Genomic DNA, 20,155 nt, shown 5'->3' on the forward strand with positions numbered 1-20,155 from the left:
TTCAAGGTTTTTTGATGAACGCGGATACCGACGACCTCACCGCCGCGCCTGCGCCGGCCATGCCGCCTCCCCATTCGGTGCAGCCTGCGGCCGGCGTGGGCTCGGAGGCTGCACCGGCCTGGAAGATCCTCTGCGTGGACGACGAGCCCAACATCGTTGCGGCGTTGCGCCGGCTGTTCCGCGGCAGCGGCTACGAGGTGAGCACAGCCAACAGTGGTGCACAAGCGCTCGCTATGCTGGAGCTGGAACCCGTGGACTTGGTCTTTTCTGACATGCGCATGCCGGGGATGAGCGGCGCCGAGCTGCTCGCGCAGATTCGCCAGCGCTGGCCGCGCACCACGCGCGTGCTGCTCACCGGCTACGCCGACATGGACTCCACCATCGCCGCGATCAATAGCGGCGAGGTGTACCGCTACATCACCAAGCCCTGGGACGATGGCGAGGTGCTGACCACGGCCCGCCAGGTGTTCGAACGGCACGCGCTGGAGCGGGAGAAGGAGCGGCTCGAGGGCCTGCTCAAGGCCCGCAACCAGCAGCTGACCGAGCTCAACGAGACACTGGAAGAAAAAGTGGCCGAGCGCACCAGCGAACTGCTTTCCCTCAGCCAGAAGCTCAAGAAGAACTACCTCAATTCCATCAAGGTGTTCGCGAACCTTCTGGAATGGCGCGGCGGGCACCTGTCCGGCCACTCGCGCCGTGTGGCCGATTTGGCCCGCCGCACGGCGCGCGCCATGAATCTGCCCGAAGCCGACCAGCAGGATGCATTCATCGCGGGGCTGATGCATGACATCGGCCAGATCGCGCTGCCCGATAGCCTGCTGGGCCGCCCCGTGCCGAAGTTTTCCGAGGAGGAGATGTTGCAGTACCGTCGCCATGCCACCCTGGGCGAACAGGCCCTCATGGCGATGGATGACATGCACGTCGTGGCCAACATTATCCGAAGCCACCACGAACGCTATGACGGTCAGGGCTACCCGGACGGTCTGGCGGGCGACATGATCCCCCTGGGGGCCAGCATCCTCGCTGTAGCTGACACCTACGATGACCTGCAGATCGGCCACCTCAGCTCCACCCCCCTGAACGCTGCGGACGCCAGGTCGATGATTGCGCGGGGGAGGGGGACGCAGTTTCACCCCGAAGTGGTGGACGTTTTCCTTCAAATGCTGCTGAAGGCCGCCCCCGTTTCCGAGGCACCGCCGCGCATGCTGCGCACAGGCCAGCTGCGGCCGGGGATGGTGCTGGCGCGGGATCTCCTGTCCAGTGAAGGCGCCGTGCTGCTGACGGCCGACCATGTGCTCACCGTCGAACTGATCAAGCGGCTGAAGCTGCGCGAAGGGCGCGATGGCATTGAGATGATCTTGCCGATCAAACCGTAAACAAATCCCAAGAGGCAGGCCATGCAGAGAATTCTTTTATTGGACGATGAGCCGAACGTCGTCTCCGCCATCAAACGGGTGTTGCGCGCAGGGTTCGGGCCGGACCTGCGCGTCGATGACACGGTGGAGCCCGAAGTGGCCTTGGGTCGCCTGAAGGAGGCAGCCTTCGACGTGGTGATTTCCGACTACCGCATGCCGCTGATGACGGGGGTGGAGTTCCTGGGCCTGGTGCGCGCCATCCAGCCCAATGCGGTGCGCATGATCCTGAGCGCATCGTCGGATTCGGAAAATCTCATGCGCGCGGTCAACGACGCGGAAGTGTTCCGCTACCTCCTCAAGCCCTGGGACGAAAAGGATCTGCTGGGCCACGTGCGCGCCGCGCTGGAGCGGGCAGACCAGTTGCGCCACGAGAGCGAGTTGGCGGATGTGGGCCGCCACGAGTTCGGCCAGCTCAGCGCCACCGAGCTGGAGCGCCGGCGGCTGGAAGCCCTGGAGCCCGGCCTGACCCGGGTGAGTTGGGGACCCAATGGCGAAGTGCTGGGGCCGGACAATTGAAATGAACTGCGGCGACCATCGCAAGGTGAACCCGCACACCCCGTGTTGCGCCGCTCAGGCACTCTTGCCCTGCGCCGTGTCGTGGCAGGGGAAGTGAGGTTTCTCCGCAACTCAGAGCGGCTCTTCGCGCGATGTCAGCTCGATGCGCTCCATGGGTAAATCGGTTGCCAGGCGGTCTACCGCGGCCAGCCGCGCAGGCTCAGCGTCGGCAAACTGCTGGGCGATGCGCCGAAACTCTTCGGACAGGGTCAGGAAGGCATCGACCATGTCGGGGTCGAAGTGGCTGCCCCGCCCGTCGCGAATGATCGCTACCGCCTGCTCGTGAGAGTAGGCCGGCTTGTAGACGCGCTCGGAAATCAGCGCGTCGTACACGTCGGCCACAGCCATCAGCCGCGCGGAGAGCGGAATGGTGTTGCCCACCAGGCCCTCGGGGTAGCCTGAGCCGTCCCATTTCTCCTGGTGGCGGTACGCAATCTCTTTGGCATAGCGGAAAAATGGGTTGTCTTGCGTAGTGCCGGTTTCGGCTGCAATGATGGCGTCACGCCCCAGCGTGGTGTGGGTCTTCATGATCTCGAACTCTTCCGGTGTGAGCTTGCCGGGTTTGAGCAGGATGCGGTCGGGGATGCCGACCTTCCCAATGTCGTGCAGCGGGGCAGACTTAAAGATGGTTTCGATGGCGGCGTCGGTCAGCTCTTCCTTGAAGCGGGGGTGGTGCTGCAGGTGACGGGCCAGTGTTTCCACGTAAAGCTGCGTGCGCCGGATGTGATTGCCGGTCTCGTTGTCGCGCGTTTCGGCCAGGGAGGCCATGGCGCGAATGGTGGCGTCCTGCAGCTCGGCGACGGCCCGGGTGCGGTTGGCCACCTCTTGCTCCAGAAACTGGTTGTGCTGGGCCAGGAAGTCGCGCGCGCGCTTGAGCTGCAAATGGTTGCGCACCCGGGCCATCACGATGGCGGCGTTGACGGGCTTGGTGATGTAGTCGACCGCACCCAGCTCCAGGCCAATGCTTTCATCCTCGGCCGCGCTCATGGCTGTGAGGAAGATCACGGGGATGTCTTCAGTGTCGGGGTTGAACTGCAGGCGACGCAACACCTCGTAGCCATCCATGTCCGGCATCATGATGTCCAGCAGGATCAGGTCGGGCTTGCTGTCACCCGCTACGATCTGCAGGGCACGCTCGCCACTGGGCGCCAGTTTGACCTTGTAGTCGGTACGCAGGAGGTCGCTCATCAGCGACAGATTGTCGGGTGTGTCGTCTACGACCAGCACCGTGCATTTGCCACTGGGCGCGAATGGGCTATTCATGGACTGGGTCCTCCTTGTTGTTGGAATGTGCGGTGGACGACTCGCGCAACACGGCAAGTGCCTCCACAAAGTCGTAGCTCTCCAGTGCTCGTTTCATCTGCCCGTACCCCGGTCCGAGCAGAGCCTGCAGGGTGGGAGCGGACTGCTTGAAAACTTGGATGGCGTCAGAGTCGTCGTCGGCCAGCAGTGCATCCAGCTGCGCCACCAGTTGGCGGGTTTCAAATGCGTCCATCCGGGGGGCACTGGCAGATTCCGCGCTGACCAGCTCTTCCGCCGGCAGAGCCCGTTGCAGCGCCGCGATCAGGGCCCGGCATGCCGCTTCGAGGGGCTGAAGCAGCGGCTCCACCAGTTCGGTCGAAGCCTTCTGCGCAATGGCTTCTTCCACCCGCTGCGCCAGGGCAGCCACGGTAGGAGCGCCAATGGTGCCGGCCGTGCCTTTGAGCGTATGCATGGCGCGCTGGGCCTCGTCGAGCCGCCCGGCGGATAAAGCTGCGCGGGTGGTCTCCACCGCATCGGCTTGTCCCGCTACAAACTTGCGCAGCAGGCCCTCATAGGCGGGCCGTTTGTCCAGCACGCGCCGCAGGCCGGCGGTCACGTCGAGCCCGTCGATGCGGCGCAGGGCGTCGTCCGCAAAAGGCGCAGGAGTGGGGCGGGGTACCCCCTCGGCATCCAGGGAGGCACCCGCAGGCGGCTGCAGCTTGGCGTCTGCCTCGCCTGCTTCGATCTCACCTGGAGTGCGTGGCGCAATCCACTGGAGCAGGGCGGCGAACAGCTGGTCAGGGTCGATGGGCTTGGGCAGGTGGCCGTTCATGCCCGCTTCCAGGCACAGGTCGCGGTCGCGGCTCATGGCGTTGGCCGTCATGGCCAGCACTGGCAACTGCGCCCAGGCAGGGTTCTGACGCAAGTGCCGGGTGGCAGTGAGGCCATCCATCACCGGCATCTGCATGTCCATCAACACGAGGTCGTAGCGGGTCTGGGCCAGCATGTCCAGCGCCACCTGCCCGTTCTGCGCCACATCCACCACCAGACCTGCGCCGCCCAGCAGCTCGGCGCCCACTTGCTGGTTGAGGTCGTTGTCGTCCACCAGCAGCACCCGCGCTCCAGCGATGGCAGACAAGTGCGTAGTGCGGCGTGGCGCCGCTTGCGCGCCACGCCCGTCAGACGACAGCACCGGGCCGCCCAGGGCTTGCATGGCGGCATCAAACAGCTGCGAGGGGCTGACGGGCTTGGATAACATCAGCGACAGCCCGGCACGTTGCAGCTCACTCTGCACGTCGTCGTGGCCTGCGGCGGTCACGATGACCGTTTGGGGCGGCTGCCGCAGGCGGGCCAGGGCCCGGTGCGTATCAAACCCGTCCATGCCGGGCATTTTCCAGTCCACAAAGGCGATTTGGCAGGGGCGGCCCGCTTGTTCGGCAGCGTGCGCCCGGACCACTGCCTCCTCGCCGGAGGCGGCCGTGGTGACGGCAAAGCTCATGCGGGCGAGCATCTCGCCGAGGATATGCCGCGCCGGCTCACTATCATCCACCACCAACACATGGCGCCCGCGCAGATCGGGGGTCGGGAGCAGCGGCGCGTGGCGCGGGGTGCCCAGGCCCAGGCGGGCGGTGAACCAGAAAGTGCTGCCCACGTGAGGCTGGCTTTGCACCCCCACCTCGCCGCCCATGAGCCCGGCGAGCTTCTTGGAGATGGCCAACCCCAGGCCGGTGCCACCGTACTTGCGTGTGGTGGAGGTGTCTGCCTGTTCGAACGACCGGAACAGCCGCGACTGTTGCTCAGGAGTCAGGCCGATGCCGGTGTCCTGTACCTCAAAGCGCAGCAGCACGCCGGTATCGTCGCGCGAGGTTTCCGTGACCCGCACGATGATTTCACCCTCGTCGGTGAACTTGACCGCGTTGTTGGCGTAATTCACCAGAATCTGCCCTAGGCGCAGCGGATCGCCGCGCAGGTCGTCGGGCAGGGCAGGGTCCACATCGAACAGCAGCTCCAAACCCTTGTGCGCGCATTTTTCGCTGACCAGGTTGGCTACGTTGTCCAGAACGCCGCGCAGGTCAAAGTCCACCACCTCCACCTCGAGCTTGCCTGCTTCGATCTTGCTGAAGTCCAGGATGTCGTTGATCAGGCCGAGCAGGTGCTGGCCGGAGCGCTGGATCTTTTCTACATAGTCGCGCTGGCGCGGCGTGAGGTCGGTGCCCAGGGCCAGGTGACTCATGCCGATCACTGCGTTCATGGGCGTGCGGATCTCATGGCTCATGTTCGCCAGGAAGTCCGACTTCATCTGCGAGGCGTCTTCGGCGCGGGCGCGGGCAATCTCAAGTTCGTCTTCGTGCTCGCGCAGCGCTGCGTTGACCTTTTGCAGTTCCACCGTGCGTTCTGCCACGCGGGCCTCCAGGACCTCTTCGTTGCGCTTGAGGGCCTCCACCAGTTCGTTCTGCGCAGCCATCGCCTGCGAGGTGGCCTTTTCACGCTCCATGAACTGCCGTGCCATCGCAAAGGCCAGCAAAAACGTGAGCAGCGCCTGAAATGCCGTGAGCCCGGTAGTCAGCAGGGTCTGGTGCTTGACTTCGGCATTGCGCGAATCGCCCAGCAAGGCAGACACGCGTGAAGCATTGAGAGAAAGCTCCTGCACCGTCTCACGCAAGCCGTCCAGTTCGGTGCGCAGCAACCGCATATTGGCCTGGCGTGAAGGCGCATCTACGCTGGCACCGAAGTAGGTGTCACCCGCCGCCACAAACCGCTGCAGCGCGGCCAGCGCATGGGCATAGATGGGCTCGTCCTGCATCAGTGTGCGCGAAGTGCCGCTCTCCAGCGCGCTGAAACGGCTCAGGAAGAGGTCGTACCGCAGCTCCAGCTTCTCCATGGAGATGCTGGCAGGGTCCAGCTCGAACTGGTGCAGCGCGTGGTCCAGCTTTTCATACTCGACGTTGAGCTGCAGAAACGACCACAGTGCGTTGACATCACCGCGACGCATCACTGCCTCCACGCTGCGGTACTGGCTGTACTGCACGGCAGCAATGGCCACATAGGCCAGCACCAGCCCCGCAATGATCAACCGCAAGATGTGTGTGCTGCGGAGCATGCGTGGGAGTCTGCTGGGCCGGGCCATGCGATGGGCTATCTGATGCGCAGGCTGTTGAGTTGCCAGGCCGCGCGGTTGTAGTACACCTCGCTGCGCAACTCGGTCTTGGTATCGAAGGGGTAGACGATGAACAGAGGGCCCTTTTCACGCACGGGCATGGGCCGGTTGTTCATGAGCCGGGCCACGATCACATCGTGGCGGGTGGCATCCTCGACGGGAATTTCGGTCTTGTAGTCGTTCAGGGCCACGGCCGTGATCTTGCTGCCCTTGGCGCCCACGGCAGCCAGCACATCGCGCAGAAGGGGGCCGGTGAAAGTGACGGCGGCTGGGTACCACGGGGTCTTGGTGGAAAAGCTGTGCTGGGGCAGCGTCTCCAGCATCTTCATGTCGAACTGCGCCTGAGCCCCATGGTTGGTGTGCGTGATGGCACCTTCGACGGTGAGCACCACCGGGCCAGTCGCCTTGTCCAGGGCTTGGGCACCCGTGGCAAACAGCGCTGACGCTCCAAGGGCGGCGCCCGTTAGCCAGAGAGCGCACCGGCGTTTATTTAGAAGACGTGCATGCATGACGATCCCCCCTTGTTTGCAGCAGTCTCATCGATAGACGCACAAACGTAAACCAATTTATACAGCCGGTCGCTGTTTCGGCATAGATGGCGTGCCGATGCAAGAGGTGATCAGGCTTCTGCTGGGCCTCTTGGCGAGGCGCAGCAAGCCTGTCGCTCCATTTTTTGCGGTGATTGGGAGGAGCACGCCTAACGGGGGAAGCCAAGGGCCCGGCATGCCGTGCCCACACCCAGGCCATCTCTCGGATCATTGATTTAACATAATATACATCGTATCTACCCACGCGTGCTGTTCTCTGTTCGGTAGTTCCGATCGCCTCCGGATCGTTTGCGACCGATGCAGGCAGTTGAGTCATCACAAACGAACCATTCCAGCCCGAAACCAAACTCTTCAGTGCAATGAAGGGACGGCCATGCAACTTGATTTTGAACGCGCCCGCAACGAAATGGTGGCAAATCAGCTTCAAGCACGGGGCCTCCGGGCCCCCAATGTGCTGGAGGCCATGCGCAGCGTGCCGCGGGAGATCTTCCTGCCGCCCTCGCTGCAGAACCTCGCATACGAGGATGCGGCCATCCCGATCGACGAAGATCGAACCGTCCCTCAGCCGTATCTTGTCGCCCTCATGGCCGAGGCGCTGTCGCTCGACGCCCATGCCAAGGTTCTTGAGATAGGCACCGGCTCGGGCTATGCCACCGCCGTGCTCGCGCGGCTGGCAGCAAAGGTCTACAGCGTGGAATCCAGCGCTGCCCTGGCAGCCGAGGCAGCCGCCGCTCTGCAAGAACTGCGGTGTCCCCATGTGCGCATCGTCCATGCGGATGCCAGGCTGGGCTTGCCGGACCATGGTCCTTTCGATGCGATCTTCGTAAATCCTGGCGGCGCGGAATTGGTGGGAGCGCTGAAGGCTCAGCTTGCACTGGGCGGGCGCATGGTCTTGCCCGCGGGCGCGGACCCGGCCGTTCAGGAACTCATTCGGTTGACACGCAAGGGGCCCGAAGATTTCACGGTCGAAGACATGGCCGACATCCGGGTGGCCCCGCTGGCTGCGCAAGCCGCACGCCTCGCGGTAATGCAGCCACCGAAGGCGGTACAAGCCATTGCAGCCGCCTGCGAGCAGTTCGATACGGTCGACTCCGCGAATCTCGAACCTCTGCTGGCCCGCATTGGCGACGCTCGGGTCGTATTGCTCGGCGAAGCGACCCATGGAACCTCGGAGTTCTACCGGATGCGAGAGAACATTTCGCGCGAACTGATCGACCGCAAGGGTTTCAATTTCATCGCCATCGAAGCCGATTGGCCAGACGCCGCACGGATTGATCGCTACGTCCGCCATGCCGGCCATCGTTCCGCGCGATGGTCTGCTTTCGCAAGATTTCCGGCATGGATGTGGCGCAACCAAGAGACTCGCAAATGTGTTGACTGGCTCCGCGCCCGCAATACAGGGCTGCCCAAACACGAGCGGGTTGCTCTCCATGGCCTGGACCTCTACAGCCTTTACAACTCCATCCATTCGGTGATCGCGTATCTGGAGCAGGTGGACCCGGCCACCGCAGAGGTCGCCCGGCGGCGCTACGCTTGCCTGACGCCTTGGCAGTCCAACCCAGCAAGCTACGGGTATGTGGCTCTCAATGATCAATACCGCAGTTGCGAACGCGAGGTCGTCTCGATGCTGTCCGACTTGCTCATCGCAGAACAGCGCTACGCCGCTCAGGATGGCGAACACTTCCTGGATGCGGTACAGAACGCGCGCCTGGTGGCCAATGCCGAGCGCTACTACCGCAAGATGTACTACGGTTCGCGCGCCTCATGGAACCTGCGCGATAGCCACATGTTCGAGACATTGCAAAACCTGCTGAACTTTTACGGCCCTCGCAGCAAGGCCATTGTCTGGGCGCACAACTCGCACATCGGAGATTGCCGGGCTACCGAGATGTCACGCCGAGGTGAACACAACATCGGGCAGCTGTGCCGCGAGGAATTCGGCGCAGGCGCCTATCTGGTCGGGTTCGGCACGCACAGCGGCCATGTTGCGGCGGCATCGGATTGGGATGGTCCGATGGAAGTCAAGCAGATTCGCCCATCGATGGCGGGCAGTTACGAACGCCTCTGCCACGACGCGGGGTGCGCCAACTTTCTGCTGCCACTTCGAAATCCGAAATCTGAACAGTTGATTGAGGATTTGTCGAAACCCCGGCTGGAACGCGCGATCGGTGTCATTTACCGACCCGAGACCGAACTACAGAGCCACTACTTCCAGGCTGTGCTCCCCCGGCAATTCGATGAGTACATCTGGGTAGACCAATCCAGTGCGGTGTCACCCCTTACGACCGAGGTGATCGAGGGCTTGCCCGACACCTACCCGTTTGGGCTCTGAGGAGGATTGGCATGCCCGAGACCCTTTCCATCGCCGTTGGCCCGCACCGGCTCGAAGGCCATTTATGCCTCATGAGCCCTTCCCGTGGCGTCGTCGTCTTTGCGCATGGCAGCGGCAGCAGCCGCCACAGCCGCCGCAACAGGCTGGTTGCCGAAGCATTGCAGCACCGCGGTCTCGGCACCTTGCTGTTCGACCTGCTCACCGAAGAAGAAGCACGGGACCGCGCCAACGTGTTCGACATTCCCTTGCTTGCGCAGAGGGTGGGTCACGCCATTGACGATCTGTCGGTGCGCTGCAGCCAGCCCATCGGGCTGTTCGGCGCCAGCACGGGTGCGGGCGCCGCCTTGGTCGCAGCTGCGCAGTATCCGAAGCTGGTAAGGGCTGTGGTGTCGCGCGGCGGGCGCCCAGACCTGGCTGGCGATGCGCTGGCAAACGTCCTCGCTCCAACCCTTCTGATCGTGGGCGGAGCAGACCCCGAGGTGATGGCACTGAACCGCTCGGCCCTGGATCGCCTGCGTTGCAAAAAACAGCTGAAGATCGTTCCGCGCGCCACGCATCTTTTTGAGGAAACAGGAGCGCTTGACGTGGTGGCCAGCCTGGCGGGCGCCTGGTTTTTGCAGCACCTCGGCCCTGTGGACTGATCTGGTTTGATCGTGCTCAAACCGGCTGCGAGCGCAACTTGCAAGCATTGCCGGACAGCCAGGAGGTCACACAGGTGTTCTTCGTGAATCGTCATGATGCCGCAGAGCGGCTGTCCCAGGCCTTGATGCACTGGAAGGGGCGCAACCCGCTGATCCTCGCCATTCCTCGCGGGGCGATCGAGATAGGACGAGTGATCGCGAATCGGCTGGACGGGGAACTGGATGTCGTCCTGGTCCGGAAACTCCGTGCGCCCTCCTCGCCCGAATTTGCCGTTGGCGCCGTCGCCGAGAACGGGTGGTCATACATCGCCCCCCATGCGCAAGCCGCCGGAGCCGATGATCGCTACATCGACGAAGAAAAACGCTATCAGCTCAATGTGCTCAAGGAGCGACGGCAGCGCTACACACCTGATCGGGCATCCACGGACGCGCGCGGCCGTATCGCCATCGTGGTCGACGACGGCCTCGCCACAGGGGCCACGATGGTGGCCGCCTTGCACGCGGTGCGCGCACTGCAGCCAGCCAGGCTCATCTGCGCCGTGCCGGTAGCGTCTCCAAGGGGGATTGCGCTGGTACGCCCGCTGGCCGATGAAGTGGTGTGTCTGCTGGCTCCCGAGGAGTTTGGCTCCGTCGGGCAGTTTTACCGAACCTTTGAGCAGGTTGAAGACGAGCAGGCAAGCTGCTGGCTGAGCGAAACGGTTCGGCGCACGCCGCCCAGCCCTTGAGCCCGGCAGACATTGCGTGGCCGCGCTGCGCGCCAAAAAAAGCCGCCAGTTCTCATTCTGCTTCCACTGATCTACTCGCTGGAGAGACCTCATGATGGAGCCCCTGCCTGCTTCCCCGCCCTCCCCTTCGCCGCCTTTGACCCCAACCGATGTCGTGGCGTTGATTCCTGTGCGAAATCTTGTGCTGTTTCCCAAGGTCGTGACCGCCATCAGCGTGGGCAGGGAAAAGTCGATTGCGGCGCTCAAATACGCCATTGAGGGCAAGCATCCCATCGGCGTCGTGCTGCAAAAGGACCCGCGCAATGATGATCCGCGGGTCGAGGACTTGTGCGCCATGGGCACCCTCGCCACCCCCGCTCATCACCTGGGCGATGATGATGAGCAAATTCACGCCATCGTTCACGGATTGAAGCGCTTTCGCATCGTCGCGCCTGCCGAGGGTTACCCCTTCCTCGCCGCAAGGATCGAAACCATCGAAGAGGCCGCCACACCATCGACCGAATCCGAGGCGCTCGCGCTTCAGCTGCGGGAACGCGCAACCGAGCTCCTGTCGCTGCTGCCAAGCGTGCCTGCGGAGCTGATCCATGCGCTGCAGACGACGCGGCAGCCCCCTGCCCTGGCTGACATCAAGGCCAGCGTGGTCGATGCCGAAACCAACGAAAAGCAGGCGTTGCTGGAGATGGTGGATCCCGCCGAGAGGGTCAAGGCGCTGCTCAAGCTGCTTTCCCATCGGATTGAGGTGCTGCGCTTGTCCAAGGAAATCGGCGAGCGGACCAAGGAACATCTCGACGATCACCAGCGCAAGTTCCTGCTGCGCCAGCAGCTCAAGACGATCCAGGCAGCGCTCGGAGAAACCGGCATGGACGAGGAGGAGTTCACCCGCCTGGAGCAAAAAATCTCCGCCGCCGGGATGCCGCCCGAGGTGGACGCGCACACCCGCAAGGAACTCAGCCGCCTGCGCGGAATGCCTGACGGCTCCAGCGAGTCATCCATGCTGCGCTCCTACCTTGAGTGGATGGTGGATCTGCCCTGGAGCGCTGGCCCCGCATCCCCGCTGGACCTTTCCACCGCGCGCCAGACTCTGGAGGCCGAACACTTCGGCCTGCGCCGGGTGAAGGACCGCATCATCGAATTCCTGGCCGTCCGTCAGCTCAACCCGGCAGGCAGGGCCCCGATTCTTTGCTTCGCGGGCCCTCCTGGCGTTGGCAAGACCTCCCTGGGACAAAGTATTGCGCGTGCCATCGAGCGCCCGTTTGTGCGCGTGTCTCTTGGCGGCATGCACGACGAGGCGGAAATTCGCGGCCACCGCCGGACCTACATCGGAGCCATGCCCGGCGCCATCGTGCAGGGATTGCGGCGCGCGGGCGTGCGGGACTGCGTGATGATGCTCGACGAGATCGACAAGATGAGTGCGAGCGCCCAGGGGGACCCATCGGCTGCGCTGCTCGAAGTGCTCGACCCCGAACAGAACAACAGTTTCCGCGACAACTATCTGGGCGTGCCCTTCGACCTGAGCAGGATTGTCTTCATTGCCACCGCGAACGTGATCGACAACGTGCCTGCGCCGGTGAGAGACCGGATGGAGGTGATTGAACTGGCGGGCTACACGCAGGAAGAGAAACTGGAAATCGCGCAGAGCTATCTCGTGAGACGCCAGCGCGAGGCCAGCGGTCTGGCCGAGGGCCAATGCGAGCTCGACAGCGAGGCCCTTCGTGCGATCGTCTCGGGCTACACCAGAGAAGCCGGTGTGCGCCAGTTCGAGCGCGAGATCGGCCGCGTCATGCGGCATGCGGCAGTGAAGGTTGCCGAGGACGCCGCCGCGCAAGTTCAGGTTCATGCGGCCGATCTGGACGCCATCCTGGGGCCGACACCCTTCGAACACGACCTGGCCATGGTCAGCAACGTGACCGGCGTCGCCACGGGTCTGGCCTGGACGGCAGCGGGTGGCGACGTTCTGTTCATCGAGGCGACACGGGTGCCGGGCAGTGGCAAGCTCCATCTGACGGGCCAATTGGGCGACGTGATGAAGGAAAGTGCCCAGGCGGCCCTGACGCTCGTCAAAGCGCGCGCAGCGCAGCTGGGCGTGTCTTCCGCCAGTTTCCGGGACGCCGACATTCACCTGCACATTCCCGCGGGCGCGATTCCGAAGGATGGTCCCAGCGCGGGTGTGGCGTTGTTCATTGCGCTGGCCTCGCTCTTCACGGAGCGACCGGTGCGCCATGATGTCGCGATGACTGGCGAGATCAGCCTGCGCGGCCTGGTGCTCCCCGTCGGTGGAATCAAGGAGAAGGTGCTGGCTGCACAGCGTGCGGGTGTCCGCACGGTCCTGCTGCCCGCGCGCAACCTCAAGGATCTGCGCGAAGTGCCCGACAGCGTTCGCGCCGCGCTTCAGATTCTGGAGTTGTCCAACGTTGACGATGCGGTTCGTCACGCGCTCGCGAGCGTGGAGGAAGCCAGGGTCGAGGCCACCCACCCATCGTGAGCGCACGCGCACTGCGAAACTGGCCGCACGGCCGCTTTGGGATCCACCTCATCAGCCGGACAGGCAAGGCGCGGCTCAGAAATTGACAATTCGCGCCAGCACATCGCCGTGTCCGAACGAATCGCCACGCGCCACGCAGATCTGCTCCAGAACGCCGTCGTGCGGAGCCTCGATGTCCACGTTCTGCCGAGCCAGCACGGCCCTGCCAATCACCTGCCCGGCATGGACACGATCGCCCTCGCACGCCGTCCAGTCCTCGATGAACGCGGTATCGCCTGCTTCCATGGACTCCCAACGGACGGGGTCCAGAATGACTTCACTCATCGCATGCACTCCCCTGGACAGGACACCTGCGCAGCATCGCCCACCGCCGCCACTCCCCGCTTGACATGGCGCAACGCCCCTGCAGCTTGCGCACTGACATCGCAGCGCTACCAAGGGCCGCCAATCTGCATCGGACCTGATTGACCAAACGCAATTGGGACCAGGGGTGGTTCGCAGTACGGTAACTGTTCACCTTTCGAGGCGGCATGGGAGCTCTGCCTTCAGCCGCGCACCCAATAAAAAAGGGCACGAAAAGCACGGAAAGGTACGGAAAGGACGGAAGGAAATTGCGATGAAAACACCAATTCGCTTCAGGCACAGTCTTGCCTCGGCCTTCATGCTGCTCAGCGTGATCACGGGCACTGGCGCCTTCCAGCCGATGGCGGCACAGGCTGCCAACAGCCCCACAGGCTCTCAACATGCCAAGCGCAAACCCGCGTCACCGGAAGCCATCGCCATCCGCCACGTCAACGACGCCGTCAAGGTCGCAAGGAAGATGCAGCTGGAGCCGCGCATTGCAGGCCTGATGGCAGATGCCAAGGGCGTTTTCCTGATGCCCAAGTACGTCCGCGCGGCGGTGGGTGTGGGTGGCGGCGGCGGCCCTGGCGTGCTACTGGTGCGCAACGAGTCCGGCGAATGGAGTGACCCTGCCTTTTTCCATGTGGGATCCGTCAGCGTGGGCGTTCAAGTCGGCGTGCAAACCGGTCCGATGGCGCTTCTGCTGAACAACGAAAAGGCGGTCAGCCATTTCTTGAAGCAGTCCAATTTTTCGCTGAGCGCGGACAGTGGCCTGACCGTCGTCAACTGGGTTGCCCTGGGTACAGCGGGGCCTGGCGACATCACCGCATGGTCGGGCAGCAAGGGGCTCTTCGGCAACGCGGCAGCAGTCAGCTTCAGCGATGTCCGATACAGCGTGGACCAGACATCTGGGTACTACGCCAAAGAAGGCGTCTCCGTTGAAGACGTCATCAAGGGCACAGTGACGAACCCCCATGCCGGGCCCCTCAAGCAAGCGCTGGCGGCGAGGAGCGCCAAAGTGCCGCCCAACCCCAAGAACGGTGCATCGGCCAAGTAAACAAGGGGGCCGGGCGTCCTGGGGCCGAAAGCCGGTGCAGCCCGATTCGGGCATCCGGCATCCCAGACTTGGTGCCGTGCTGCATCTGCGTGAGAAATGTCATGCCTACCTTCATTCTTCTGACGCGCCTGTCGCCACAGGCAATCCACCAGCCCAAGACGTTCGAGACGCTGGAGCGCCATGTGTCGCAGCAAGTCCAAACCCATTGCCCGACGCTGAAATGGTTGAGCAGCCATGCCCTGCTCGGTCCCTGGGATTACCTGGACGTGATCGAAGCGCCCGACATGGAGACCATGACGCAGGCCTCATTGCTGGTGCGAAGCTATGGCAAGGCCCATACCGAAATCTGGCCAGCCATGCCCTGGCCCGACTTCAAGCTCATCTTGCGGGACTTGGCCGAGAAGACCTGAGCCGCGCCTCAGTTCGGCCCGCTACCATTCCGGGCATGACGCTTTCTTCGACTCAACCCCCACGCCCTGACCCGTCCTCCATCCACTTCGGCCACGGCGGCCGCGTCTGCATCGTTACCGGTGGCGCGCAGGGCATTGGCGAAGCCTGCGTACGCCGCTTTGCCGCCGAAGGTGCAAAACCCGTCATCGTGGATGTGGACGACGCACGCGGCCAGGCCCTGGCTGTACAGCTGGGCGCGCTGTATGTGCACTGCGACGTGGGCGACAAGGCCCAGGTGGATGCGCTGGTCGCCCAGGTGCTGGCCGCCCATGGGCGCATCGATGTGCTGGTGAACAACGCGGGCATCTTCCGCGCTGCGGATTTTCTGGAGGTGACCGAGGCCGACTTTGATGCGGTGCTGCGGGTCAACCTCAAGGGCTCGTTCCTCGTCGGCCAGGCCGTTGCCCGCGCCATGGTGGCTTCGGGTGGCGGCTCCATTGTCAATATGAGCTCGGTCAACGGTGTGCTGACCATCCCCAATATCGCGAGCTACAACGTGAGCAAAGGCGGCGTGAACCAGCTCACGCGCGTGATGGCCCTGGCGCTGGCCGACAGGAACATCCGCGTGAATGCGGTGGCGCCCGGCACCATCGCAACCGAACTGGCGGCCAATGCGGTGCTCACCAGCGACGAAGCCAAGACCAAGATCATGAGCCGCACTCCCATGAAGCGGCTGGGCGAGCCATCGGAGATTGCCGATGTGGTGGCCTGGCTGGCCAGCGACGCCGCCAGCTACGTGACCGGCGAGATCGTGACCGTGGATGGCGGGCGCATGACGCTGAACTACACCGTTCCCGTCTGAATCAAGGAATCGCTATCAAATTGATAGCTTCCAGCGCTTGATGAATAAGCGCCAGCGTCCATTTTTATCAGATCTATGCCTGTGGCATGCGCCGCAGCAACACCGCCATGCTGCGCGGCCATCCCACCGGTCCAAACCAGGCGCCACCCGCAATCGCCCAGGCGTTGACCAAGCCGTACAGCACCAAGGCCCCGCCCTGCGCCGCAAACACCGCCACCAAACCGCCACCCCAGCGCAGCGCCAGCCAGCCACCAGTCACCGCCACCGCGAGACGCACGAGGTTGCCGATCACCGGCCAGAGCAGGCGCCCAGCCCCCTGCGAGGCAAAGTACAGCGCCAAGCCCAGGCCGAAAAAGCCGTACACCGGCCCGACGGTGCGCAGGTACAGCGCGCCCGCCTCCAGCATGGCGGGGTCAATATTGAACAACGACAGCCACGCGTTGGGAAACGCCGCCGCCCACAAGCCAATCGCCTCGGCCATCAAGAACGCCATGCCGGCACCAATCCAGGTGGCGCGCAAGGCACGCTCGCGCTGCCCTGCACCAATGCAGGTGCCTACCATGGCCACCAGTGGTGCGCCCAAGCCAAAGACCAGCGGCACCAGCAGATATTCCAGCCGCGACGCCGTGCCATAGCCCGCGATGGCCGCCGTGCCAAAGCCGCCCACCAGCGCCGTGGTGGCGCCAATCGCCAGGTTGGTGGCGACGGTAGAGACGGTGCCTACCAGCCCGACCCGCAAAATGTCTTGGAACAAGGCCCAGCGAAATCGAATGTGCCGCAGCGACGGCCGCAGAAGGCTGCGCGCGGACCACAGGTACGCCGCCAGCACCGCGCTGCCGATCAGGTAATACGCCATCAGCGCTATCGCACCGCCGGCAATGCCCATGCCGGGCATGCCGCCCCCGCCAAAGATGAGCAGCGGCGACAGCGGTACCAGCACCAGCGCCCCCAGCACCGTCACGTAGGCAGGAACCGCCATGTTGCCCGTGCCCCGGATCACGGCCGAGAGCGTGTTGAACAGCCAGACCAGAAACGCGCCCGCGAACACCCAGTTGGAATAGACCAGCGCCGCATCGAGCGCGCCACCCGTGCCACCCATGTGGGTGTAAAGCCAGCGCCCTCCCCCCACCACGCCCACAGTGAACAACAGCGAGAACACCGCCGCTATCGCCAGCGCGTGCAGCACCAGCGCATCGGCATCGTCGCGCCGCCGAGCGCCCAGGGCGCGGGCAATGGCCGACGCGATGCCGCCGCCCATGGCACCGGCAGAAGTCATCTGCATCAGCATGACCACCGGAAAGACGAGCGCCATGCCCGCCAATGCATCGGTGCCGAGCTTGCCGACGAAGTAGGTCTCGATCAACCCGACGCCCGCCTGCGCGAGCATCACCAGCACGTTGGGCGCGGCCAGCCGCAGCAGCGTGGGGGCGATGGGCGCCTCCAGCAGCATGCGGGTGCGTGGGTTCAGGGTATCGGTCATGCTTTCACCGTCGCGGCACCAGGCCTTCGCGGCACCACGATGCGCACGGTAGACAGCTGCAGCACATCGCCGTGCTGATTGCGGGTTTCGCTGCGCACAGTGACCATGCCGCGGTCGGGCTTGGATTTGGAGGGCTGGATCTGCACCACCTCGCTCACCACGTGCAGCACATCGGTGGCGCGCGTGGGCCGGGGCCAGCTCAGCTCTCCCCCCGCCCCGATGATGCCGCCCGCAATCGGCAGGCCACTCATCACCTGCAGGCGCATGGTCACGGCCGCCGTGTGCCAGCCGCTGGCGGCCAGCCCGCCAAACAGCGTGGCGCGGGCGGCTTGGTCATCCAGATGGAAAGGCTGCGGGTCGAACTGCGCCGCAAAGCTGGTGATCTGCGCTTCGTCCATGGCGTGTTCACCGCTGGTGAACTGGTCGCCCACGGCCAGGTCATCCAGATAGATCGGCGATGTGCGAACAGTGGCGGCGCTGCTGGCGTGGGGTTTCGTCATGAGGGTGGCTCTTTCTTTCAAGAAGTGGATGCGTTGCCTGGCGGGCTCAGGCGGCAGCGGCTGCCGGGCGCGCTAGCCGCGCTTCGCGGATCGGCAGGTGGACCAGCGCAGCGCCCACGGCCAGCGCAATGTCGATGTACCAGACCCAGTCGTAGCTGCCCGTAGCCTGGAAGACGCTGCCGCCCAGGTACGCACCCAGGAACCCGCCGACCTGGTGCGACAGCATCACGATGCCGAACAGCATCGCCATGTTGGCCGTACCAAACATCTTGGCCACCAGCCCGACCGTGGGTGGCACCGTGGAGAGAAACGTCACCCCCATCACGGCGGCGAAGATCAGCACCACCGCCGGCGTCTTGGGTGCCAGCAAGAAGACCAGCACCGCCAGGCCGCGCGTGGCATACAGCAGCGACAACAACGACTTCATGCGCCAGCGCCCCACGGCCCAGCCCATGGCCAGGCTGCCGACGATGTTGAACAGGCCGATGACGGCCAGCGCCCAGCCGCCCACCTCGGGCGCCAAGCCGCAGGCAGCAATCACGCCAGGCAAGTGCGTGGCGAGGAAGGCCACATGGAAGCCGCACACCAGAAAACCTGCGGCCAGATACCGATAGCTGGGCGTGGCCAGTGCCTGGGCAATGGCCTCGCGCGCCGTCAATGCCTTCTGGCCCGATGCGGCGGCGGCCTGCGCCGCCAGCGCGTTGGAATTGCCCTTGAGCACCCACGCCGCCGGCAATGCCAGCAGCACCAGCACGCCCAGCCACTGCATCGCACTGGCCCAGCCCACGGCGGCGGTCAGGCTGATAGCAATGGGCGCCATCACGAACTGCCCGAACGAGCCCCCAGCGTTGACGATGCCGCTGGCCAGCCCGCGCTGCTGCAAAGGCACCAGCCGCGCAGTAGCCGCCATCAGCACCGACGGCCCGGCCATGCCCGCGCCACCGGCGGCCAGCACGCCAATCGCAAAAATCAGCCCGGCCGTGGTGGTCATGTACGGCGTGATGAAAGTGCCCAGGGCCACCAGCGCCACGCCCAGCAGGATCACGCGGCCGGTGCCGATGCGGTCGGCCACGGCCCCGGCAAACGGCTGCGTGAGGCCCCACCACAGCTGGCCAAACGCAAAAGCCAGGCTCACGCTGCCAATGCCCAGGCCCGTGGATGTGTTCAAGGCCGACAGAAACAAACCCATGGTTTGCCGCGTGCCCATGGTCAGCGCAAACGCACCGGCGGCAGCCAGCAACACCAGCCACAAAGCCCATGGGGCGGCGGATTGGGGAGAAGCCTTTGCGGCAGCGCTATTCACCATGAGGGGTCTCCTGCTCTGGCAATGCCGCCAGCGATTCCAATGCGTCGTCCACCAAGGCGTGCAGTGCGACCACGCGCTCTACGCCCAGGGCTGCGTTCAACGCCTGTTGCGCCGCTTTCCAGTGGCGCTGCGCTTCGGCGCGCTTGTCGCGGCCAGCGTCCGTGATGTGCACCAGACGGCTGCGTGCATCGGTGCCGGCCTCCAGCGTCACCCAGCCTGCGTCCACCAAGGGCCGCAGGTTGCGGGTGAGCGTGGAGGCATCCATCTTCATGGCGGCAGCCAGGTCGCCCGGACGGATCGGCCCCAGCTTGAGCACATGCGACAGCAGCGAGTACTGCGTCGTCTTGAGCCCGCAACGGGCCATCTCGGCGTCGTAATGCGCGGCCACGCGCCGCATCAACTGGCGCAGCTTGAAGTTGGTGCAGCCCTGTGGCAGCACGGGGACCAGGGTGGATGGTTCGGCTTGCATGGATTTAATTGTATCTGCAATAATTGCATATGCAACTCACGCGCTTCAACCCCACCACGGACCCGGACACCCCATGACCCAACACAACCATCTCGAACACTGGCTGGCCCAAGAGCGCGACATCCTGGCTCGGCTGGACGCCGGCCCCGGCCCGGGCGTGGCGCGGCGTGAGCAGATTGCCCACCTGAATGGCCTGCAGCAGATGCAAGCCATGCTGCGCGGCGAACTGCCCTACGCCGCCATTGCCAAAACGCTGGACTTTTTGATCATCGAAGTCGGCGAAGGCACCGCCATCTTCCAGGGCACGCCCCGCGCCGAGCACCTGAACCCCATGGGCACCGTGCACGGCGGCTGGTTTGCCACCCTGCTCGACTCCGCCCTCGGCTGCGCAGTGCACACGCGCATGGAGCCGGGGCGCGGCTACACCACGGCAGAATTGGGCATCAATCTGGTCAAGGCCATCACGCCCAAGGTGCCGCGCGTGCGCGCCGAAGGCCGGGTGATCCACAGCGGCCGCCAGCTAGCGACGGCCGAGGCGCGCCTGGTGGGGCCGGACGGCACGCTGTACGCCCACGCCACCACCACCTGCCTGGTTTTCGACTTGCCTGCACAATCCAGGGGATGAGATTCCTCCACACCATGCTGCGCGTTG

At 64.4% G+C, this 20,155-nt stretch carries 18 protein-coding genes; 10 read left to right on the forward strand and 8 right to left on the reverse strand.

From position 1 onward, the window contains the following. Window positions 1-14: 14 nt before the first annotated feature. On the forward strand, window positions 15-1,376 hold the full coding sequence (locus MRY84_RS17025) for an HD domain-containing phosphohydrolase (protein WP_291506889.1): 1,362 nt from the start codon (window positions 15-17) through the stop codon (window positions 1,374-1,376). Window positions 1,377-1,397: 21 nt separating this feature from the next. After that, entirely contained in the window at window positions 1,398-1,931 is a 534-nt protein-coding gene (locus MRY84_RS17030) for a response regulator (protein ID WP_291506890.1), read from the forward strand. Between the two features lie 111 nt (window positions 1,932-2,042). Here MRY84_RS17030 and MRY84_RS17035 read toward each other — a convergent pair whose 3' ends face one another. From MRY84_RS17035 to MRY84_RS17045, 3 genes are read right to left on the reverse strand one after another with little or no spacing between them, the layout of a single operon-like run. Next, a complete protein-coding gene (locus tag MRY84_RS17035) occupies window positions 2,043-3,233 on the reverse strand; it encodes a two-component system response regulator (protein WP_291506891.1) in 1,191 nt (396 codons plus the stop codon). Beyond that, the gene (locus MRY84_RS17040; protein ID WP_291506892.1) at window positions 3,226-6,312 is read right to left on the reverse strand and encodes a response regulator; all 3,087 of its coding nucleotides are present in this window, start codon (window positions 6,310-6,312) and stop codon (window positions 3,226-3,228) included. The genes MRY84_RS17035 and MRY84_RS17040 overlap by 8 nt, the downstream gene beginning before the upstream one ends. 35 nt (window positions 6,313-6,347) lie before the next feature. After that, the gene (locus MRY84_RS17045; protein WP_291506893.1) at window positions 6,348-6,878 is read right to left on the reverse strand and encodes a molybdopterin-dependent oxidoreductase; all 531 of its coding nucleotides are present in this window, start codon (window positions 6,876-6,878) and stop codon (window positions 6,348-6,350) included. 412 nt (window positions 6,879-7,290) lie between these two features. Between MRY84_RS17045 and MRY84_RS17050 the strand changes: the two genes are divergently transcribed. The 4 genes from MRY84_RS17050 (at window position 7,291) to lon (ending at window position 13,097) form a co-directional block, all read left to right on the forward strand. Beyond that, the gene (locus MRY84_RS17050; RefSeq protein WP_291506894.1) at window positions 7,291-9,249 is read left to right on the forward strand and encodes an erythromycin esterase family protein; all 1,959 of its coding nucleotides are present in this window, start codon (window positions 7,291-7,293) and stop codon (window positions 9,247-9,249) included. Between the two features lie 11 nt (window positions 9,250-9,260). After that, on the forward strand, window positions 9,261-9,890 hold the full coding sequence (locus tag MRY84_RS17055; RefSeq protein ID WP_291506895.1) for an alpha/beta family hydrolase: 630 nt from the start codon (window positions 9,261-9,263) through the stop codon (window positions 9,888-9,890). 74 nt (window positions 9,891-9,964) lie between these two features. After that, complete coding sequence (locus tag MRY84_RS17060) at window positions 9,965-10,615, forward strand: phosphoribosyltransferase family protein (protein WP_291506907.1); 651 nt, start codon at window positions 9,965-9,967, stop codon at window positions 10,613-10,615. Window positions 10,616-10,706: 91 nt separating this feature from the next. Further along, complete coding sequence (gene lon, locus MRY84_RS17065; protein WP_291506896.1) at window positions 10,707-13,097, forward strand: endopeptidase La; 2,391 nt, start codon at window positions 10,707-10,709, stop codon at window positions 13,095-13,097. 75 nt (window positions 13,098-13,172) lie between these two features. Here the strand turns inward: lon and MRY84_RS17070 are convergent, their stop codons facing one another. Next, a complete protein-coding gene (locus MRY84_RS17070) occupies window positions 13,173-13,421 on the reverse strand; it encodes a biotin/lipoyl-containing protein (RefSeq protein ID WP_291506897.1) in 249 nt (82 codons plus the stop codon). A gap of 292 nt (window positions 13,422-13,713) precedes the next feature. Here MRY84_RS17070 and MRY84_RS17075 point away from each other — a divergent pair, with 292 nt between their 5' ends. From MRY84_RS17075 to MRY84_RS17085, 3 genes are all read left to right on the forward strand, one after another. After that, window positions 13,714-14,496, forward strand: a complete 783-nt coding sequence (locus tag MRY84_RS17075) for a YSC84-related protein (protein ID WP_291506898.1) — start codon at window positions 13,714-13,716, stop codon at window positions 14,494-14,496. Between the two features lie 101 nt (window positions 14,497-14,597). Further along, window positions 14,598-14,906 (forward strand): GYD domain-containing protein, encoded by a 309-nt coding sequence (locus MRY84_RS17080; protein ID WP_291506899.1) that lies wholly within the window; start codon window positions 14,598-14,600, stop codon window positions 14,904-14,906. A gap of 35 nt (window positions 14,907-14,941) precedes the next feature. Beyond that, a complete protein-coding gene (locus MRY84_RS17085; RefSeq protein ID WP_291506900.1) occupies window positions 14,942-15,748 on the forward strand; it encodes an SDR family oxidoreductase in 807 nt (268 codons plus the stop codon). A gap of 73 nt (window positions 15,749-15,821) precedes the next feature. On the opposite strand, the gene MRY84_RS17090 is transcribed toward MRY84_RS17085, so the two are convergent. The 4 genes from MRY84_RS17090 to MRY84_RS17105 are packed head-to-tail and all read right to left on the reverse strand — an operon-like array spanning window position 15,822 to window position 19,503. Continuing rightward, on the reverse strand, window positions 15,822-17,228 hold the full coding sequence (locus MRY84_RS17090) for an MATE family efflux transporter (RefSeq protein ID WP_291506901.1): 1,407 nt from the start codon (window positions 17,226-17,228) through the stop codon (window positions 15,822-15,824). Then, the gene (locus MRY84_RS17095; RefSeq protein WP_291506902.1) at window positions 17,225-17,728 is read right to left on the reverse strand and encodes a MaoC family dehydratase; all 504 of its coding nucleotides are present in this window, start codon (window positions 17,726-17,728) and stop codon (window positions 17,225-17,227) included. The genes MRY84_RS17090 and MRY84_RS17095 overlap by 4 nt, the downstream gene beginning before the upstream one ends. 46 nt (window positions 17,729-17,774) lie before the next feature. Further along, the gene (locus tag MRY84_RS17100) at window positions 17,775-19,034 is read right to left on the reverse strand and encodes an MFS transporter (RefSeq protein ID WP_291506903.1); all 1,260 of its coding nucleotides are present in this window, start codon (window positions 19,032-19,034) and stop codon (window positions 17,775-17,777) included. Beyond that, on the reverse strand, window positions 19,024-19,503 hold the full coding sequence (locus MRY84_RS17105; protein ID WP_291506904.1) for a MarR family winged helix-turn-helix transcriptional regulator: 480 nt from the start codon (window positions 19,501-19,503) through the stop codon (window positions 19,024-19,026). Before MRY84_RS17105 ends, MRY84_RS17100 begins: the two co-directional genes overlap by 11 nt. Window positions 19,504-19,576: 73 nt before the next feature. Between MRY84_RS17105 and MRY84_RS17110 the strand changes: the two genes are divergently transcribed. After that, a complete protein-coding gene (locus MRY84_RS17110; RefSeq protein WP_291506905.1) occupies window positions 19,577-20,128 on the forward strand; it encodes a PaaI family thioesterase in 552 nt (183 codons plus the stop codon). Window positions 20,129-20,155 lie beyond the last annotated feature (27 nt).

Source organism: Acidovorax sp. (assembly GCF_022763525.1).
Classification (GTDB): Bacteria; Pseudomonadota; Gammaproteobacteria; order Burkholderiales; family Burkholderiaceae_C; genus Acidovorax.

What these genes read in the sequence shown, in the direction of transcription:
- MRY84_RS17075 (WP_291506898.1), top strand. Translation starts at nt 13,714, where the DNA reads ATGAAAACACCAATTCGCTTCAGGCACAGTCTTGCCTCGGCCTTCATG.
- MRY84_RS17085 (WP_291506900.1), top strand. Translation starts at nt 14,942, where the DNA reads ATGACGCTTTCTTCGACTCAACCCCCACGCCCTGACCCGTCCTCCATC.
- MRY84_RS17035 (WP_291506891.1), bottom strand. Translation starts at nt 3,233, where the DNA reads ATGAATAGCCCATTCGCGCCCAGTGGCAAATGCACGGTGCTGGTCGTA.
- MRY84_RS17090 (WP_291506901.1), bottom strand. Translation starts at nt 17,228, where the DNA reads ATGACCGATACCCTGAACCCACGCACCCGCATGCTGCTGGAGGCGCCC.
- MRY84_RS17050 (WP_291506894.1), top strand. Translation starts at nt 7,291, where the DNA reads ATGCAACTTGATTTTGAACGCGCCCGCAACGAAATGGTGGCAAATCAG.
- MRY84_RS17095 (WP_291506902.1), bottom strand. Translation starts at nt 17,728, where the DNA reads ATGACGAAACCCCACGCCAGCAGCGCCGCCACTGTTCGCACATCGCCG.
- MRY84_RS17080 (WP_291506899.1), top strand. Translation starts at nt 14,598, where the DNA reads ATGCCTACCTTCATTCTTCTGACGCGCCTGTCGCCACAGGCAATCCAC.
- MRY84_RS17110 (WP_291506905.1), top strand. Translation starts at nt 19,577, where the DNA reads ATGACCCAACACAACCATCTCGAACACTGGCTGGCCCAAGAGCGCGAC.
- MRY84_RS17070 (WP_291506897.1), bottom strand. Translation starts at nt 13,421, where the DNA reads ATGAGTGAAGTCATTCTGGACCCCGTCCGTTGGGAGTCCATGGAAGCA.
- MRY84_RS17100 (WP_291506903.1), bottom strand. Translation starts at nt 19,034, where the DNA reads ATGGTGAATAGCGCTGCCGCAAAGGCTTCTCCCCAATCCGCCGCCCCA.
- MRY84_RS17055 (WP_291506895.1), top strand. Translation starts at nt 9,261, where the DNA reads ATGCCCGAGACCCTTTCCATCGCCGTTGGCCCGCACCGGCTCGAAGGC.
- lon (WP_291506896.1), top strand. Translation starts at nt 10,707, where the DNA reads ATGATGGAGCCCCTGCCTGCTTCCCCGCCCTCCCCTTCGCCGCCTTTG.
- MRY84_RS17030 (WP_291506890.1), top strand. Translation starts at nt 1,398, where the DNA reads ATGCAGAGAATTCTTTTATTGGACGATGAGCCGAACGTCGTCTCCGCC.
- MRY84_RS17025 (WP_291506889.1), top strand. Translation starts at nt 15, where the DNA reads ATGAACGCGGATACCGACGACCTCACCGCCGCGCCTGCGCCGGCCATG.
- MRY84_RS17045 (WP_291506893.1), bottom strand. Translation starts at nt 6,878, where the DNA reads ATGCATGCACGTCTTCTAAATAAACGCCGGTGCGCTCTCTGGCTAACG.
- MRY84_RS17105 (WP_291506904.1), bottom strand. Translation starts at nt 19,503, where the DNA reads ATGCAAGCCGAACCATCCACCCTGGTCCCCGTGCTGCCACAGGGCTGC.
- MRY84_RS17040 (WP_291506892.1), bottom strand. Translation starts at nt 6,312, where the DNA reads ATGCTCCGCAGCACACACATCTTGCGGTTGATCATTGCGGGGCTGGTG.